Here is a 15805-nt window from a genome sequence, read left to right as displayed (position 1 = left end):
ACGCCGACCCCCTGCTGGCCCTGCTGCGCTCGGCCTCTTCCCGCCCGGCGGCACTGGGCGACTTCCTCGAGAAGGAAGCGACCGGACCGCTGACCAGGGCGCTGATGTCGTGGGGGTTCTCCGACCACCAGGCGGTTGACACCGCGAACGCGATCCAGTCCTTCATCGTCGGAACTGTCGTGACCCGCAGGATGCTGAACACCGGTGCGGTCGCTGCCGCCACCGGCCCACAACTGCGCGGCTGGCTGGCCGACGTGCTGCAGCGTCTCGTCGACGAGGGCGCAGCGGCCGACTCACCTCGCCTCCCACATCAGCCGCATCCCAGCGCGGGAGGCGTTCACCAGACCCCAACCGATCCGCCCCGTTCCTGACTGAGGGGTTTTTCGAACGTGCCGGCGTCAAACGACGTTCGGTGAACCAGCGGCGGTAACGCCGAGTTCCACCGCGCACTCACTCGCGTCCGCGATCGTGAGATCGAGGTTCCCGTGGGCGAGGACACCACGGCGCAGGTTCAGGGCGTCCTCCCGCCCCGCCCTGACGCTCCCGCGTGTGTTGGGTGCGTGACATACGCGCTGGCCTCACAACTGGTCGTCAGCCTTCCCGCCGTGCGCGGATTCTTGACCAGCACACGTGCCCGGACCAGTCCGGAGTACGCCGCTGCCCGTCACCGCGTACCGGTGGCTGCGGCCGGAGCAGCCCGCGGTGCTCGCCGACGCAAACCGACCATGCGAAAAGGCGCACAAAGCGCTGCGCCGTGTCCTTGCTGCACATATCGCTACGAAATCAGGGGATCCAAATGTCTCGGCCATCTTTTCCCGCGTACGACCCGCTGGCACCTTCTGACGTGAAGCTCTCGGCGATCCCCGGGGTGCGCTTGCCGGAACCGGTGCAGACGCTGTGGTCCTTCGCCAGGCCTGACGAGTTCTTCGAGCGCATGACCGATCGTCTCGGCAGGACGTTCGAGATGAGCTGGTACCCGTTCGGTCGTACCGTGGTGACCAGCGATCAGCGCATCGTCCGTGATCTGTTCACACGGTACGGCGACAGCGGACCCATCGGCATGAGGACGATCCCCGGCAACATGGCGCACATGCTCGGGCAGCATCCCCTGCTCACCAGTGAGGGTGACGCGCACGTCGTCGCGCGGAGGAACCAGATCGCCTTGTTCAAGCGGATGACGCTGTCTGCGCGCGTCGGCGAGGACCGGCTGCGCGAGTCGCTTGACCGCGCGCTCTCCGCCAAGCCGAAGCGGGAGCCGTTCTCCTTCCGCGATCTCATCGAGGTCGTCGTGCTGGAGGCGCTGCTCGGTGACGGGCTGGACGTCCGCCCCGGCCCAGAGCGCGATCGGCTGGTCGCGGCCGGACACAGGTGGGTGAGCTCCGGTGTCCACCCGCTGCTGCTGGACAGCAACGCCGAGCGGATCGCCGGCCGGTTCTCCCGCGCCAGGGCGACGTTCACCGCCGCGGAGACGGACCTGGATCGTCTGCTGCACGCCGAGGTGGTGCGGCACGAGGACTGCGGCGACGACGGAACACCCCGCTGCGTGATCCGCATGGCGCTGGACGAGACCGCGGACTGGATGCCGCAGGATCCGATCGGCGGAGCTGTCTCCCACATCAAGGCCATGATCGTCGGTGGTTACCACACGACCGCGGCGACGACGGCCTGGACGCTGCTCTTCCTCCTGCACAACCCGTTGACGCTCGCCGCCGTCCGCGAAGAAGTCGCGGCCGGCTCGACGGCTCTGCTCGAAGGCGCGGTGCGGGAGGCGTTGAGGCTCTGCCCGCCTGACCAACTGCCCGTGGTACGAGTGACCAAAGCGGACTGTGAACTCGGTCCCCACCTGTTTCCCGCGGACGTCACCATCGCGGTCAACGCGCGGATGCTGCACCTCGACGAGTCGATCTACGAAGCACCCCGCGAGTTCCGGCCTGAGCGGTTCGTCGGGCGCAAACGCCCCGCACACGAGTGGCTGCCCTTCGGCGGCGGCATCAGGCGTTGCCTGGGTGAGCTGCTGGGGATCGAGCGAAGTGTTTCCATCCTCGCCGCGGCGTTGTCGGGCTTCGCCCTCGAGCCGGTCCACGCCGAGCTCGAGCCCACCAGGTGGCACGGCTTCGTCCACTCCCCCAAGTACGGCGCAGAAGTCGTACGGGTGTGAAACCCACGCATCAGATGAAGCTGCACGAAATGCTGACCGCACTCGGGTCGAAGCACTGCTGAGGCGGTACCGGCACAACCGATCACGCGTCCGCGGACCAGGTTCGCTCAGCCGCGTCCGCGCCACCGGATGACCTCCAGTGCCACTCCGACCCGCAAAACGTTGTTCGCCAACGGAATTGGGAGGAGTTCGTCGGCCCGAGCCAGTCTGCGGACCACGGTGTTGCGGTGGGTGAAGAGGCGACTGGCTGCCCTATCAGGTGGCGGTGTGCTCACGCCGTCCGTCGCGATGGGTCACCACCTCGTCAACCGGCTATCAGCACAGGGATTCGAGATCTCGGTCGAGCGGGACCGACCGGGCGCCGACGACCTGTGAGGCGCTCGGCCACAAATGCCGGGGTACTTGAAATTCCCGTCACAGACATCGCTTCGGTTCGCGCTCACGTGCGACCCGAAGCGATGTCGTTGTTCTGGCCGGCGCACGTCCGCATCAGGAGTCGGTGGGCAGGTCCCTGATGAGCCACCCCGGTGAGTCGAGCCGCCCCACGTTGTCACCCAGCAGCCGGCGCAGTGCGTCCTCGACCGTGTTGAGCGTGTCGGCGCCCACCTGCTTTTCCCACTGCTCCCGCATGTCGTCGAAGATCGCCTGACCTTCCCGCCTCATGGCCAGCCCACGTTCGGTGACGAGCAGGCGCATCCGGCGGCGGTCGACCGGGTCGGGCTCTCGGCTCACGAACCCGCGCTTTTCCAGAACGGCGACCATCTTCGCGGCGGACTGCTTGGTGATGAACAGCCGCCGGCCCAGTTCGGAGACGTTGTCAGCGCCCGACAAAATCGCCGTGAGCGCGAAGTCGTGGGCCGTGCGGACGTCCTCGTAGCCACGCGTGGCGAGCTCGTCGGTAGCGCGGTCAGCCAGGTTGCGGAACCCGCCGAGCAGGAGCAGAGCCAGGTCGGCACCGGATCGAGACACGGGGGAAGTCTAGCAATCATCTTGACATCGACAGCCTGGCTGTCTAAATTTCGACAGCCAGGCTGTCCAATTTGAGGAGCCGATCGTGTCTGCCATCTCCCCCGCGGGTGCCACCATCCCGGACGTCACCCACCACGTGGCTGCCGTCAACGGCACTCGGCTGCACTACGTCTCGGCCGGAACCGACGGCTCTCCGGTGCTGCTGGTGCACGGGTGGCCCGAGACGTGGTGGGCGTTCCGCAAGCTGATCCCCCTCCTCGCGCGGAGCCACCGGGTCTTCGCCGTCGACCTGCGCGGGTTCGGCGACTCCGACACCACGGGCAGCGGCGTCGACGCGGCCACCTACGTCGAAGACCTGCACCAGCTGATCGAACACCTCGAAGTCGGACCGGTTCACCTGTCGTGCCAGGACATCAGCGGGAACACCGGTTTCCGGCTCGCCGCCACGCACCCGGCCGACGTGCTCACCCTGACCGCGGTGGAGACGGCGCTGATCGGTTTCGGCCTGGAGAACCTGGCCGACGTCAACAACGGCGGCTCGTGGCACGTCGGTTTCCTCGGCGCCCCAGGGATTCCGGAGCTGTTCCTGCCCGGCGTCGAACGGCGGATGATCGCCGACTGGGCCTACCCCATGATGACGGCGACGGAAGGGGCCGTCACCGAAGCCGACCTCGACGAGTTCATCCGCACCTACGCCCGCACCGACGGCTGGAGCGGCACCGCCGCCCTCTACCGGGAGATCTTCGCCGACAAGGGCACGACCAAGGCGCTGGCGGCATCGAGCCCTCTGCCCGTCCCGGTTCTCACCGTCGACGCGGCCAGCGGCTCCTTCACGGAGCAGACCTTCCGCAGTGTCGCCACTTCGGAGATCACTTCGTTGCGACTGCGGGACGTCGGCCACCTCGTCGCACAGGAAGCGCCGGACGAGCTCGCCGCAGCCATGGTGAAGTTCATGGCGCGCGCCGAACTACCCGCCGTTGCACCCAACTGAGCAACGTTTCCGCGCTGAGCGCGCCGCGACGCGCTCAGCGCGAAGGTCACGCCGGACAAGACGCCCGCGGCTGCGACGATCGCGGTCTTCTCTCACGATGGAGCAGAATGCGGTACCTCGACAGCGAGGTCACGCCGCCCACCATCCCAACCGGACGGCTCAGGCGTTGTCCGCTTCGAGGATGGCGGCGGAGGTCGTGAACACCTGGAGGACCTCGGCCGCGACGGCGCCGAGGTCCTTCGTGGCTCCACTCTCGACACCCAGCAGTGCCGCCACGGCGGCCGCGAGAACGTCCTCGGGCGGCATGGTGGTGCTCGGGCTGACGTGCTTGCGCAACTGGATCTCCAGGTGTCCGAGGGCAAGGCTCTGCACCGCGTATGCCTGGTCGTCCAGTTCCCAGTCCGTGCGAACCACGCCGTGCCGGCGCCAGATCGGCAGAAGAGCCTTGATCAGGGCCGGTGCCCCGTGCTGCCTGACCAAGTCCTGGCTGCGGGGATGGTCGATGACGAGACCCAGTACGTCGGCGTCGTTTGCCTGAAGGGCCCGGACCAGGGGCCTTTCGAGCGCGGACCGGACGAGATGCGAACAGAGCCGGTGCGGCAGGGTGAGCTCGAGGTTCCGCGTCGCCGCCTCGCGGAAGCCGTTGATGAGCGTGAGGACGTCGCGGGCGAGCAGTTCGAGGAAGACGTCTTCCTTCGTGCTCCAGTACAGGTAGACCGTGCCCTTACCGACGTGCGCGCGTTCAGCGATATCGGCGATGGTCACTCCGCGGAAGCCGCGCTTCAGAAGGAGCTCCTCGGCGGAAGCGAGAATACGCGTGACCTTGTCCGCACTTCGTCCCGTACGCGTCGCCATGTGTCGTCAACTCCGATTCCGCCCATGCCAGACGCATCGCGTAACGCTCCACGCAAGCAACGCCTGGCGTGACACGTCTTACCACACTGGCAGCGCGGCGCCTCATCCCGCGATCCGAGCGAATGCCCCTGCCCTTGGGTGCGGGCACGCCCCGACAAATCAGTTCGCAAGCAAAGGAGTGCTCCGCATCACATACTGACCAAAGTACTGATTGGGTCAGTTGGTCATATGGTGGTGTCATGACTTCCCCGGAGGACACCCGCAGAGCCCTCGTCGTCGGCCTCGGGATCAGTGGCATCTCCTCGGCCATCGCACTGAAGAAGGCAGGCTGGACTCCGGTCGTGATCGAGAAGGCGCCGGGCCGGAGGCGGGGCGGCTACTTCATCGGCCTGTTCGGTGTGGGGCGCAACGCGGCGCAACGGTTGGGCATCTCGCACGGGCTCGAGGACCGCACCCCGGCGAACCGGATCACCTACCAACTGGACCGGAAGGGCACCAAGCGGCCGGCCATGGGGTTCTCGGACCAGCCGGGAGGCCCGGCCCTCATGGTGCGGGGCGATGTGGAGCAGGCGGCGTTCGCCGCGCTGGATCCGGATGTCGAGATCCGCTACTCGACCGTCCCCGTCGTGATCCACCAGCACGCCCGCGGTGTCGAGGTCACCACGCGCAACGTGGTGGACGGGACGGAGCACACCGAGCGCTTCGAGCTCGTGATAGGGGCGGACGGCTTGCGCTCCACGGTGCGCAAGCTGGTGTTCGGGCCGGATGAGGACTACCTGCGCCGCCTGAACTACATGATCGCGGCCTACCAGCTCCCAGGGGTTCTTCCTGGTCTCGCGCAGGGTGAAGGGGCGACCTTGGCCGAGCCCGGCCGCTCCTTCTGGCTGTTCCCGTTCGCGGACCAGCCGCCGGCCGTGCTGTTCTCCTATCGGACCACCGACGTCGACGCGGAGTTCGCGGTCCCGGCGGCCCAACGCATCCGCGAGGTCTACGGGCCGGAGCCCCTGGGACCGACACTGGAACAGGCCGTGCGGTTCCTGGAGGACACCGACCAGTACCTGTTCGACTCGGTCGAACAGGTGCACCTCGACTCCTGGCACCGCGGCCGCGTCGTGCTCGTCGGCGACTCGGCGTGGTGCGTCACCCTCTACGCGGGCATGGGTGTGTCCAACGGGATCGCCGGCGCGGAGCTCCTCGGGACGATGCTCACCCGCTACCCGGAAGATCCGGGAAGGGCGTTGATCGAATGGGAGAAGACGACGCGTCCCTACGTGGAGTACTTCCAGGCCTTCGCAACGCGTGGCCGACTGCTCTTCACTCCGGCCAACCGGCCGGAGACCGTGCTCCGATCGGCAATGCTGCGCCTGGCGCGCTCACCGTTGGCCGGCACGGTGCAGCGGCTGGTCGGTGTGAACGGCAAAGCATTCACGATGCGCAACGCCGACCTCGAGCAGGCCGCCCGACTGATCGAGCGCTGATCCGCGTGGAAAACATCATCGAGATCGATCGATCTGTTGAGGAGACTGACCAATGACGGTGACCGGGCGACATCAGTACGCTTTTCCGCTCTCGCGCTCCTGTCCGTTCGCTCCGCCGCCGGAGTACCGCGAGATCCGCGAGGAACACGGGGTGGTCAAGGTCTCCCTGCCGTTCGGCGGGTGGGCCTGGGCTGTGTCTCGCCACGAGGACGTGCGGCGAGTGCTGGCCGACCGCCGGTTCAGCTCGAACCGCCTGCACCCCGACTTCCCCGTCATCGCACCGGGCGGACTGTCCGACGAGAAGTCCATGATCATGATGGATCCGCCGGAGCACGGACACGCCCGGCGTGCCGTGCTCGGCGACTTCACAGTTCGCCGCGTGGACGTGCTGCGGCCGCGGATCCAGCAAATCGTCGACGAGCACGTGGCCGCTCTGCTGGCCGGACCGAAACCGGTCGACCTCGTCCGCGCGCTGGCGTTGCCGGTGCCGTCCCTGATCATCTGCGACATCCTCGGCGTCCCCCATGCCGACCAGGAGTTCTTCCAGCGCAATTCGGCGAAGTTCCTGCTGCGGGAGACACCGCCACAGGAACGGGTAGCCGCATTCGGTGCGATCAGCTCGTACCTGGACGAGCTGATCGGCACGAAGGAGACCAACCCGGACGAACAGCTGCTCAGCCGCCAGATCCAGCGGCGCAGGGCCGATGGCGGCTACCGACGTGAGTCGTTGGTCGCGGAAGCGTTGCTGCTCCTGGTCGCCGGGCACGAGACAACCGCGAACATGATCACGCTCGGCACTTTGGCCTTGCTGGAGAACCCCGACCAGCTCACCAGGATCGTCGCTGATCCGGCCAAGACGCCCGGTGCTGTCGAGGAGTTGCTGCGGTACCTCACCATCGTCGACATAGCTGTGACGCGACTGTGCGTCGAGGACGCCGAGATCGGCGGTGTGACGATCCGCGCAGGCGAAGGCGTGCTGGTTCTGGGCCACGCCGCCAACAGGGATCCCGCGGTGTTCGGCAACCCGGACGACCTGAATCTCGAACGCGGCGCCCGGCACCACGTCGCTTTCGGCTACGGCCCTCACCAGTGCCTGGGCCAGAACCTCGCCAGAGCGGAACTCGAGATCGTCTTCGACACCCTGTTCCGCCGGATTCCCGCACTGCAACTGGCCAAGCCGGTCACCGACGAGACGCTCAAGAACGACGCGGCCGTCTTCGGCCTCCACGAACTCGTGGTCACCTGGTAGAAGGCGACTTGCCACGCGCAGGTTTCGTGCTCGATTCACATCGCGACCACACTGGACGACCGTCCGGAAGGGACTGTTCATGACCCCTGCAGACCATGATCATCTGGCGGAGAGCGAGATGCGTGCGGCGCTTTTCGACCGCTACGGCCCACCATCGGTGTTGTATGAGGCCAAGGTGCCCATTCCGCGCCACACGTCGAAAGAGATCAGGGTGCGCGTGCACGCCACGACCGTCAACGGTGGCGAGCTCGCCGCTCGCGCCGGAGAGCTGAGACTGTTGATGGGGCGCCGGTTCCCCAGGCACATCGGCATGGATTTCGTCGGCGAGGTCGTGGACGTCGGCAGCGCGGTCACCGATGTCCGGAACGGCGAACTCGTGTGTGGCGTGCTGCCACGCTCCACCGAGCTGATCGGGCGAAGGGGAAGCGCGGCGGAATACATCACCGTCAGGCCGCACCGGGTCACCCGGAAGCCGCGGAACCTGACGTCTGTCGAGACTGCCTCCATCCTGGGCGGGGGCACCACATCGATCACCGCGTTGCGCGATGTCGCTCATCTCCTGCCGGGTGAACGTCTGCTGGTGCGCGGGGCCAGCGGGGGCGTCGGCAGCATGGCCGTTCAGATCGGCAAGGCGTTCGGTGCGCATGTGACCGGCCTGGCCGGAAAGGCCAATCTGGACTTCGTGCGCGATCTGGGCGCTGACGAGGTCTTCGACTACCGCACGACGCAGCCCGGGCAGCTTGGGCACTTCGACGTCGTGCTGGACACCGCAGGCACCGATCACGCCGCGTACCGCCGGTTGTTGAGCCCAACCGGACGCATGGTCTCCATCTCGTTCGACCCATCACGCGTCTTCCGCAGCATTGGCTACCTGCTGGCGTCCACTGTGCACGGCTCCAAGCGAGTCCGTTTCTTCAGTGGGAACCCACAACGCGAGTTGTTCACCGAACTCGTGGAGCTGGCCGAAGCTGGCGAGGTACGCCCGGTCGTGGACACCGTGCACCCGCTCTCGGACATCGCAGCGGCACACGCGGCACTCGAAGCGGGCGGCGTCCGGGGAAAGCACATCATCGAGGTCACGCCGCACTCCGGGTGACCATGAGGACGAGCCGGCATCGATCGGCGAGATCAACCAAGCGACCGAACCGTTGTGGCCGTGGAACACGTGTTCCGGTTCTTCGAACAGACACTGACTGGACTCGGCCCGCATCCACGACCTGCGGGCGGCGGATCGGTGGACCTGTCTGGTTTGTGCTCGTTGCACCAGTTCGCGTCCTCCGTCCACTCGACGTCTTGAGGACGAAGCGGAACGGCGCGGGTGCGGGGCCGGCGAGGGTGCAGCCAAGCCTTCCACGCGTTCTCGTTGCCGTTCACCGAAATTCTCCGGCCAGTCGGCGGCGGCCGAGCAGCCGGCCGCCGACCGAGATCCCCGTCGCAGATAGCAGCCGCGCCGAGGTCATGTCAGCCAGACGGTGCCGCTCGACCATCGAAAATGCACCAAAGCCGCACCCGACACGGTTTTCCGAGCATCCACTTCGGCCTCGAGCGGATTGCGACGGGGACTACCTGCGAACGGCAGTGGGCCATGTACCTGTCGTCACCGTGCGGAGGAGCCGTTCCAGCGGTCCGTAGCGGTGGCTGCGAAGCCACAGCGCGCTGACTACGAGCTGGATCGCGTAGACGCCGATGACGACCCCGGCAATCGCGCCGTAGGACAGCCGGCCCACCAAGCCGAGTCCGTACGCGGTGAAGACGACGCCCAGGACGACCGATTGCAGGATGTAGTTCGACAGCGCGACGCGGCCCGCCGGGGCGAACACCTCCGCGACACGTGTGTCGAACAGGCGCAGCAGCGCGGCGACATAGGCGCCAGTGAGCAGTGGCGCGGTGAGGATGCTGACGCCCATCGCGAGGGTTTCGGTGCCGCTTCCCGGATGGTTCACCACGACGTAGGCGTAGAAGGCGGCCCCGGTGAGTCCGATCGGCGCGCCGGCGCGCAGCAGCCACGACCACAGTGCCCGGTACCGCCGAGGTTCGGCGAGGACCTGCCGCTTGCCTGCCGCGAACCCGAGCAGGAACATCGCCATCGCGCTGGGAGCTTGCACGAACACGACGAGTTGGAGCGTCTCGGGCAGCCGTCGCAGGTGTTCGGCGACAACCGTCTCGGGAGTCCCCTGATAGGCGGTCACGGTTTCGGCGACCCGTGCGGACACCTCGGTGGCGTCGATCGGCGTGTGGGTGAACACGTCTAGGACTCCCAACAGGGTCCACAACACGCCACTGACGACAAGCAGGCTCACCGCCAGCCACACCGCGCGCCTGGGAGAGATGCCGCGCAGCGTCAGCAGCACCAGGCCGAGCACCGCGTAGGTGGTGAGGATGTCGCCGTGGAACAGCAGCACGGCGTGCGCGGAGCCGATCGCCATGAGCCCGGCGTGCCGCCGCAGCATCCGCGGCCAGAACGCGGCGCCCGCGCGGGCCGCGGAGTCCGCCTGCAACGTGAAGCTGTAGCCGAAGAGGAACGAGAACAGCAGGTAGAACTTCGTCTCGAAGAACATCGAGACGATCCACTGGATGACCGGATCGCGTGCCGGGTCGGCGATCCCGGAGACGTAGTAGCCGGTCGCGAACGCCCACACGTTGACAGCCAGGATGCCGAACAAGGCGAACCCGCGCAGCGCGTCCAACCGCACGAGGCGGGAGTTGGTGGTCACCGACACACCTTTCATAGATCGATCAGTCGGTCTAATATTGATGGCGGTGGTCCTCCCCCGTCAACCTCCTGGTTGAATCGAGACATGCGCACCGTCGACCCAGCCAAGCGCCAGGCGAAGCGACTCCAGATCCTGGAGGCCGCGGCGCGGTGCTTCGCGCGAACCGGGCTCGGTCAGACCCGCACCGCCGACATCTGCGCCGAGGCGGGAATGAGTCCCGGCAACCTGTTCTACTACTTCGGCAGCAAGCAGGAGATCTTCGCCGCGGTCGTCGAACAGGACGGCGTCGACACCTCGGCACTGTTCGCCGACCTGTCCACCGCCGAGCCTTGGGACGCGCTGACGAGGTTCTTCGACCTGGTGGTCGACCTGGCTTCGGACACGGAGTACGCCCGTCTCGTCCTCGAGATCTCCGCCCAAGCCCACCGCGACGAGCAGATCGCGGCTTTGGTCGCGGCCAATGACCGGTCGGTGCGATCCGGCCTGGCCGACCTGGTCGAGCGAGCCACCGAGGCGGGCCGGATCGATCCCGGGCTGGACCCGGTGACGACCGCCACCTGGCTCGCCACCCTGGTGGACGGCTTGTTCAACCGCGTCGCGGTGGACGCGAGCTTCGCACCGGCGCGCGAACGCGAAACACTACAACTGGTCCTCGCCCGGCTTCTGCGCCCTACGACCCGAGCCGAATCCTGACATTCCGGTGGTGTGGGGCGTGGTACGGCTGCGGCCGGTTCATTTCAGATGACCGTTGGACGTGCAGCCGCCAGAATCGGCTGCATGCTGAATCCGCCGCAGATCCGCAACCGCCTGGGTGGGAGTGCCGCAGCGGCCTGGCGGGGCGACCGGCTCGTTCTGGACGAGACCGCGTCCTGGCTCACCTCGGTGACCGCACGTGAGTTGCTGCGGATCGACCACGATGCTCGCCGGTTCCGCTACGAGGGACCAGCGCTGGGAGAGCCGGAGAAGTGGACGAGCGAGGTTCTGGCGAGTCCGGTGCCCGTCGTCGCGGTGCTGGCCAGCATGCACCCGAACGGATACGTGCGTGAGCGCGCCGTTCGGTCGTTGGTCACCTCGCCCGATGCGGTGAGCGATCGCGCGCTGGCGGTCCGGGTCAGCGATCACGTCAGGGTGATCCGCGAGGTGGCTGTGCGTGAGGTGCTGCGACGACGGACGTTGGACAACGCCGAGCGCGTGGTGCCGGTGTTGCACCGGATCGAGCAGCGCGGCCGGGGTTTCGAGGTCCTGGCGCTGTACCTGCGGGCATTGATCACCGAGCACGGTGAGGCGAACGTGTGGGCCCGCTTGCGGAGTTCCGCGGACCACGACCTCCGGCGCGCCGCCTTCCGGCACAGCTTCGACTCCGGACTGCTCGGGCTGCCGGACGCGGTCGTGCTGCTGCCCGGCGAGAGGGACCAGGTGGTCCGGCGGCGGCTCATCGAGATCATCGCCGACTCCGCTGCTCCCGACATCATCGCCAAGGTGCTGCTTCGAGACCGGTCCGCCGAGAGCCGCACCCTGGCCTTGGTGAAGCTGTCGGCCGCGCAGCTCGACCCGGCCGACGTGGAACGGCTTCTGCTCGACTCCTCTGTGCTCACCCGTCTGTGGGCTCGTCGTCGCTGGCAGGAAATGGGACGTGATCCAGCGGTCGTCTATGCCACGTCCGCGCGTTCGACCGCCACGCCGATCGTGCGCGCTCGCGCCCACATCGGCCTCGCCGAGACCGGCACCGCCATCGAACGCCGAGAGGTCGTCGCTCTCGTCCGCAGCACGGAGCTTCCGCTGCGGAAAGTCGGCCTGTCGTTGCTGCGGAGCCGTGCCACCGAGGAGGACATCCCGTTGTTGCTCCGGTCGGTGGCCGGTGACCACTCGCGAGTGGCTCGCCTGGCCGGCGAGGTCCTCATCGACAACCCCCGGTTGTGGACAGTCGCCGAACTGGCCCCGTTCAAGGCGGCCGAGGACCCGGAACTCCGCCGCAGGGCCTGGTGGATCCACCGCCGCCGCGGCGGGTGGGAAGCAGTCATCGCTGATCTCGAGCTCCTCCACGACTCCGACCCGCGGCTGGCCGGTTCGGGCCGGCAGCGCGACCTGCCGATGTACTCGCGGCCGACCGCCACGCAGCAGCGGCGCATCACGGAGCTGCTCTCCACCGCCCCCATCGAGCGCCGTCAACGTCACTTCATCGCGTTCGCCGCCGGACTTCCCGACTTGGCTGGGGAAAGCGAAAAAGACCACGCTCAGAGCGGCTGAGCTGATCACGAGCGCCGGTGGGAGCAGTTCTGGCCTCGGTGACCAACCCGCCTGTCGCCGACAGGCTGTTCCTTGCGCGCCAGCAACACGCGACTCTGCGCACTTCCCGCGCGCACGCCTCGCGTTGACCGTCCGCCACGGCCACCCCCGACGATCGGCAGAGGTGACCGTGGTCGATCGGCGGATCCGGCGACGACCTGGTGATCCATAGCGTTCTGGCACATGAGGACACTCGTGGCCGGGCTGGTGCTGGCCTTCTTCCCCGGCCCCGCTCCGGCATCGATCGACACCTATCTGGACCAAGCGCTCAACGCGACCGGGCTGCCCGGCGTCTCGGTCGTCGTCACCCGCGGCGGCGAGATCGTGCACGCCACTGGCGCCGGGCACGACGCGCACGGCGATGCCGTCACCGAGAACACGCCGATGCGGGTCGCATCGGTCAGCAAGTCGTTCACCGCCGCCGCGGTGATGACGCTCGTCGAGGACGGCCGCGTCGGGCTGGACGACGAGGTGCACGACCACCTCCCCCAGCTCCCGCCGCGCATCACGGTGCGCCGCCTGCTGAACCAGACCTCCGGCATCTCCGACGCGTCCGTCGACATCGGACAGCTGACCGGGGCACGGACGCTCGCCGAGTACGTCGACCTCCTGCGACCCGTCGACGCAGCAGAGCCGGGCACGCGGTTCGCCTACAGCAACGTCAACTACAACGTCGCCGCCCGGCTGGTCGAGGTGGTCTCCGGTCAACCCTACGAGGACTACCTGCGCCAGAACGTGTTCGAGCCGCTCGGCATGCACGACAGCCGGGCGGGCGGCGACGCGCCGAACGGCTTCAACTCGCTCTGCGGCATCTGGCTCGACCGGCCCGAACTGGGCGACGGCCCGGCGGTCGGCGGGTCGGGCACGGTGATCACCACTGCGCACGACATGGGCCGCTGGCTCGTCGCGCAGAACGGCCACGGCCCGTTCGCCACCGAGTCGCTCGCGGCCATGCACGGGCCGTCTGACGTGCACGACTACGGCATGGGCTGGCAGCCCGACAACAACGGCATGCTCGTGCACAGCGGCAACCTGTGGACCTACAACGCGATCCAGGCCATCGACCCCGAGTCCGGTCACGGCTACGCCGTGATGACCAACGGCGCCGGCGTCGTCGATGACACCGGCACGATCCTCGCCGGCCTGATCGCGCTGAGCCGTGGTGAGACACCGGCGAGGCCCGGCAGCTCACGGCAGCTCGTCGAGTGGGTGCTCGCCGCGATCGGGTTGCTGGCCGTCGCGCTCGGTGTGCTCGGGGTGGTGCGGGCACGACGCTGGGCGCGACGCCGGAGCCCTCGTCACCCGTGGCTGACGGTCGCGCGGCTCGTGGTCGTGGCGCTGCCGGCGGTGCTGTTCGTGCTCTACCCGCAGGTCGTGTCGTTCGTCAGCTCGGGCCGGACGGTGCTGTGGGCGCAGCTCTGGTACTTCGCGCTGCCTGTCACGGTCACGCTCACCGCCGCCGCGCTGGCCGGGATCGCGGTGCTCACCGCACGCGTCGTGCGGCTAGTGTCGGTCCGGTGAGTCTCGGGGTCCTCGCGGTTCTCGGCCTGGCCGGCGGGCTGAACACGGAGGGCGGCCTGCCGGTCTGGCTGGTGTGCGCGTGGCTGGTGCTGGCGGCGCTCGCGTACCTGCACGGCAGGCACGTCAACGCGCGCTTCGGCTGGCACGTCCTCACCGGGGTCGCGATCGCGGGCACGGCGGCCGTAGCTCTCCTGAAACCCACCGAGGTGATGACGGCGCTGGTCGTCCTGCTGATCACGGTCGTGCTGCCGTGGCTCGCCGGGCGGTACCGGCGGCAACAGGCACTGCTGATCGAGGCTGAGCAGGAGCGGGTGCGGCAACTGGAGCGCGAGCAGGAGCACGTCGCCGAGCGGGCGCGGCTGCGGGAGCGGGGCCGACTCGCGGCGGAGCTGCACGACTCGCTCGGACACGACCTCGCACTGATCGCGCTGCGCGCGGGCGCACTCGAGCTTTCACCGGGTCTGACCAGCGAATACGCCCGCACGGCGAGTGCGGTGCGGGCGTCGGCGGTGGCGGCGACGGACCGGCTGCGGCAGGCGATCGCGATGTTGCGGGAACGCGACGACGTGCCACCGGTCGCGGACCTGGTGGCGAACGCGCGGGACGCGGGCATGTCCGTGACGGTCGACGGGCTCGCCGACCTGCCGGACGTGCTGGACCAGGCCGTGCGCAGGGTCGCGCGGGAAGCGCTGACGAACGCGGCCCGCCACGCGCCGGGCGAGCCGGTGACGATGGTGGTGACGGTCGCGGAGCGGCTGGTGACGGTGGAGGTCAGGAATCCGTTGACAGGTCCGGTCGGCAGGGGCAGCGGCCTCGCGGGGCTGGCAGAGCGGCTGCGGCTGCTGGGCGGCGAGTTGGCGGTGACGGCGGAGGACGGGCTGTTCACACTGGTCGCACGGGTGCCGCTGACGTGATCAGAGTGCTGCTGGCCGACGACGAGGCCATGATCAGGGCGGGGCTGGCAGCGGTGCTGGCGACGGATCCGGAGATCACCGTGGTGGCGGAGGCGGACGACGGACGCGCGGCGGTGGAGCTGACGCACGCGCACCAGCCGGACGTCGTGCTGATGGACATCCGCATGCCGCGCCTCGACGGCCTCGCCGCGGCCCGCGAGCTGCGCGACGTCGCCCCGGTGGTGATGCTGACGACGTTCGACGAGGACGAGTACGTGGCGCAAGCCCTGGAGGACGGCGCGAGCGGCTTCCTGCTCAAGGCAGCGGACCCGCGGGAATTGCTGATCGCGGTGAGGGCGGTCGCCGACGGTGCCGCGTACCTGTCACCACGGGTCGCCCGCCGTGTCCTGGCCGGCCTGCGGTCGGGATTGACGCGACCGGCGGCGGCGAAGCGCAAGGTGGAGGCGCTGACCCCGCGCGAGCGGGACGTGCTGGCCCTGGTCGGGCGGGGGCTGTCGAACCAGGAGATCGCGGCACGCCTGCGCCTGGCGGAGGGCACGGTGAAGGCGCACCTTTCCGCGATCCTGCGCGGGCTCGGCGTGCAGAACCGCGTACAGGCGGCCATCACCGCATACGAGGCGGGGATGACGGAATGACCCGCTCCGGCTCGCCACCACCGCATCAGCCACCA

15 protein-coding genes are annotated in these 15805 nt (G+C 68.3%); 11 read left to right on the top strand and 4 right to left on the bottom strand.

Annotated features, from left to right (window positions below; all coding sequences use genetic code 11):
- On the top strand, window positions 1-371 hold a 371-nt coding region (locus tag BLQ91_RS41195), incomplete at its 5' end, for a TetR/AcrR family transcriptional regulator (RefSeq protein WP_176959672.1).
- 425 nt (window positions 372-796) lie between these two features.
- Window positions 797-2158 (top strand): cytochrome P450, encoded by a 1362-nt coding sequence (locus BLQ91_RS11380; protein WP_090096673.1) that lies wholly within the window; start codon window positions 797-799, stop codon window positions 2156-2158.
- Window positions 2159-2265: 107 nt separating this feature from the next.
- Here the strand turns inward: BLQ91_RS11380 and BLQ91_RS42580 are convergent, their stop codons facing one another.
- Window positions 2266-2433, bottom strand: coding sequence for a helix-turn-helix domain-containing protein (locus tag BLQ91_RS42580; RefSeq protein ID WP_281199369.1), 168 nt, complete (start codon window positions 2431-2433; stop codon window positions 2266-2268).
- A gap of 214 nt (window positions 2434-2647) precedes the next feature.
- Window positions 2648-3127 carry a MarR family winged helix-turn-helix transcriptional regulator gene (locus BLQ91_RS11370; RefSeq protein ID WP_090096671.1) on the bottom strand — a complete coding sequence of 160 codons (480 nt, stop codon included), beginning with the start codon at window positions 3125-3127 and terminating at the stop codon, window positions 2648-2650.
- 85 nt (window positions 3128-3212) lie between these two features.
- On the opposite strand from BLQ91_RS11370, the gene BLQ91_RS11365 reads away from it, so the two are divergent.
- Complete coding sequence (locus tag BLQ91_RS11365; RefSeq protein WP_090096670.1) at window positions 3213-4118, top strand: alpha/beta fold hydrolase; 906 nt, start codon at window positions 3213-3215, stop codon at window positions 4116-4118.
- 159 nt (window positions 4119-4277) lie between these two features.
- On the opposite strand, the gene BLQ91_RS11360 is transcribed toward BLQ91_RS11365, so the two are convergent.
- Window positions 4278-4973 carry a TetR/AcrR family transcriptional regulator gene (locus tag BLQ91_RS11360; protein ID WP_090096669.1) on the bottom strand — a complete coding sequence of 232 codons (696 nt, stop codon included), beginning with the start codon at window positions 4971-4973 and terminating at the stop codon, window positions 4278-4280.
- Window positions 4974-5212: 239 nt separating this feature from the next.
- Here BLQ91_RS11360 and BLQ91_RS11355 point away from each other — a divergent pair, with 239 nt between their 5' ends.
- The 3 genes from BLQ91_RS11355 (at window position 5213) to BLQ91_RS11345 (ending at window position 8796) form a co-directional block, all read left to right on the top strand.
- On the top strand, window positions 5213-6451 hold the full coding sequence (locus BLQ91_RS11355; protein WP_090096668.1) for an FAD-dependent monooxygenase: 1239 nt from the start codon (window positions 5213-5215) through the stop codon (window positions 6449-6451).
- Window positions 6452-6503: 52 nt separating this feature from the next.
- Window positions 6504-7700, top strand: a complete 1197-nt coding sequence (locus tag BLQ91_RS11350; protein WP_090096667.1) for a cytochrome P450 — start codon at window positions 6504-6506, stop codon at window positions 7698-7700.
- A gap of 79 nt (window positions 7701-7779) precedes the next feature.
- Window positions 7780-8796 carry an NAD(P)-dependent alcohol dehydrogenase gene (locus BLQ91_RS11345; protein WP_176959671.1) on the top strand — a complete coding sequence of 339 codons (1017 nt, stop codon included), beginning with the start codon at window positions 7780-7782 and terminating at the stop codon, window positions 8794-8796.
- A 466-nt stretch (window positions 8797-9262) separates the two neighbouring features.
- Here the strand turns inward: BLQ91_RS11345 and BLQ91_RS11340 are convergent, their stop codons facing one another.
- Window positions 9263-10414 carry a DUF418 domain-containing protein gene (locus tag BLQ91_RS11340; protein ID WP_218130225.1) on the bottom strand — a complete coding sequence of 384 codons (1152 nt, stop codon included), beginning with the start codon at window positions 10412-10414 and terminating at the stop codon, window positions 9263-9265.
- A gap of 84 nt (window positions 10415-10498) precedes the next feature.
- Between BLQ91_RS11340 and BLQ91_RS11335 the strand changes: the two genes are divergently transcribed.
- The 5 genes from BLQ91_RS11335 (at window position 10499) to BLQ91_RS11315 (ending at window position 15770) form a co-directional block, all read left to right on the top strand.
- Window positions 10499-11107 carry a TetR/AcrR family transcriptional regulator gene (locus BLQ91_RS11335; protein ID WP_090096664.1) on the top strand — a complete coding sequence of 203 codons (609 nt, stop codon included), beginning with the start codon at window positions 10499-10501 and terminating at the stop codon, window positions 11105-11107.
- Window positions 11108-11191: 84 nt separating this feature from the next.
- Complete coding sequence (locus tag BLQ91_RS11330; protein WP_090096663.1) at window positions 11192-12661, top strand: hypothetical protein; 1470 nt, start codon at window positions 11192-11194, stop codon at window positions 12659-12661.
- A 222-nt stretch (window positions 12662-12883) separates the two neighbouring features.
- Complete coding sequence (locus tag BLQ91_RS11325; protein WP_090096662.1) at window positions 12884-14221, top strand: serine hydrolase domain-containing protein; 1338 nt, start codon at window positions 12884-12886, stop codon at window positions 14219-14221.
- Window positions 14218-15135 carry a sensor histidine kinase gene (locus tag BLQ91_RS11320; protein ID WP_090096661.1) on the top strand — a complete coding sequence of 306 codons (918 nt, stop codon included), beginning with the start codon at window positions 14218-14220 and terminating at the stop codon, window positions 15133-15135. Before BLQ91_RS11325 ends, BLQ91_RS11320 begins: the two co-directional genes overlap by 4 nt.
- Complete coding sequence (locus BLQ91_RS11315) at window positions 15132-15770, top strand: response regulator (RefSeq protein WP_090096660.1); 639 nt, start codon at window positions 15132-15134, stop codon at window positions 15768-15770. The genes BLQ91_RS11320 and BLQ91_RS11315 overlap by 4 nt, the downstream gene beginning before the upstream one ends.
- Window positions 15771-15805 lie beyond the last annotated feature (35 nt).

Source organism: Lentzea jiangxiensis, assembly GCF_900104175.1.
GTDB lineage: Bacteria > Actinomycetota > Actinomycetes > Mycobacteriales > Pseudonocardiaceae > Lentzea > Lentzea jiangxiensis.
Note: the sequence above shows the minus strand (reverse complement) of the source record. Positions and strands in the feature narration are given on the sequence as shown.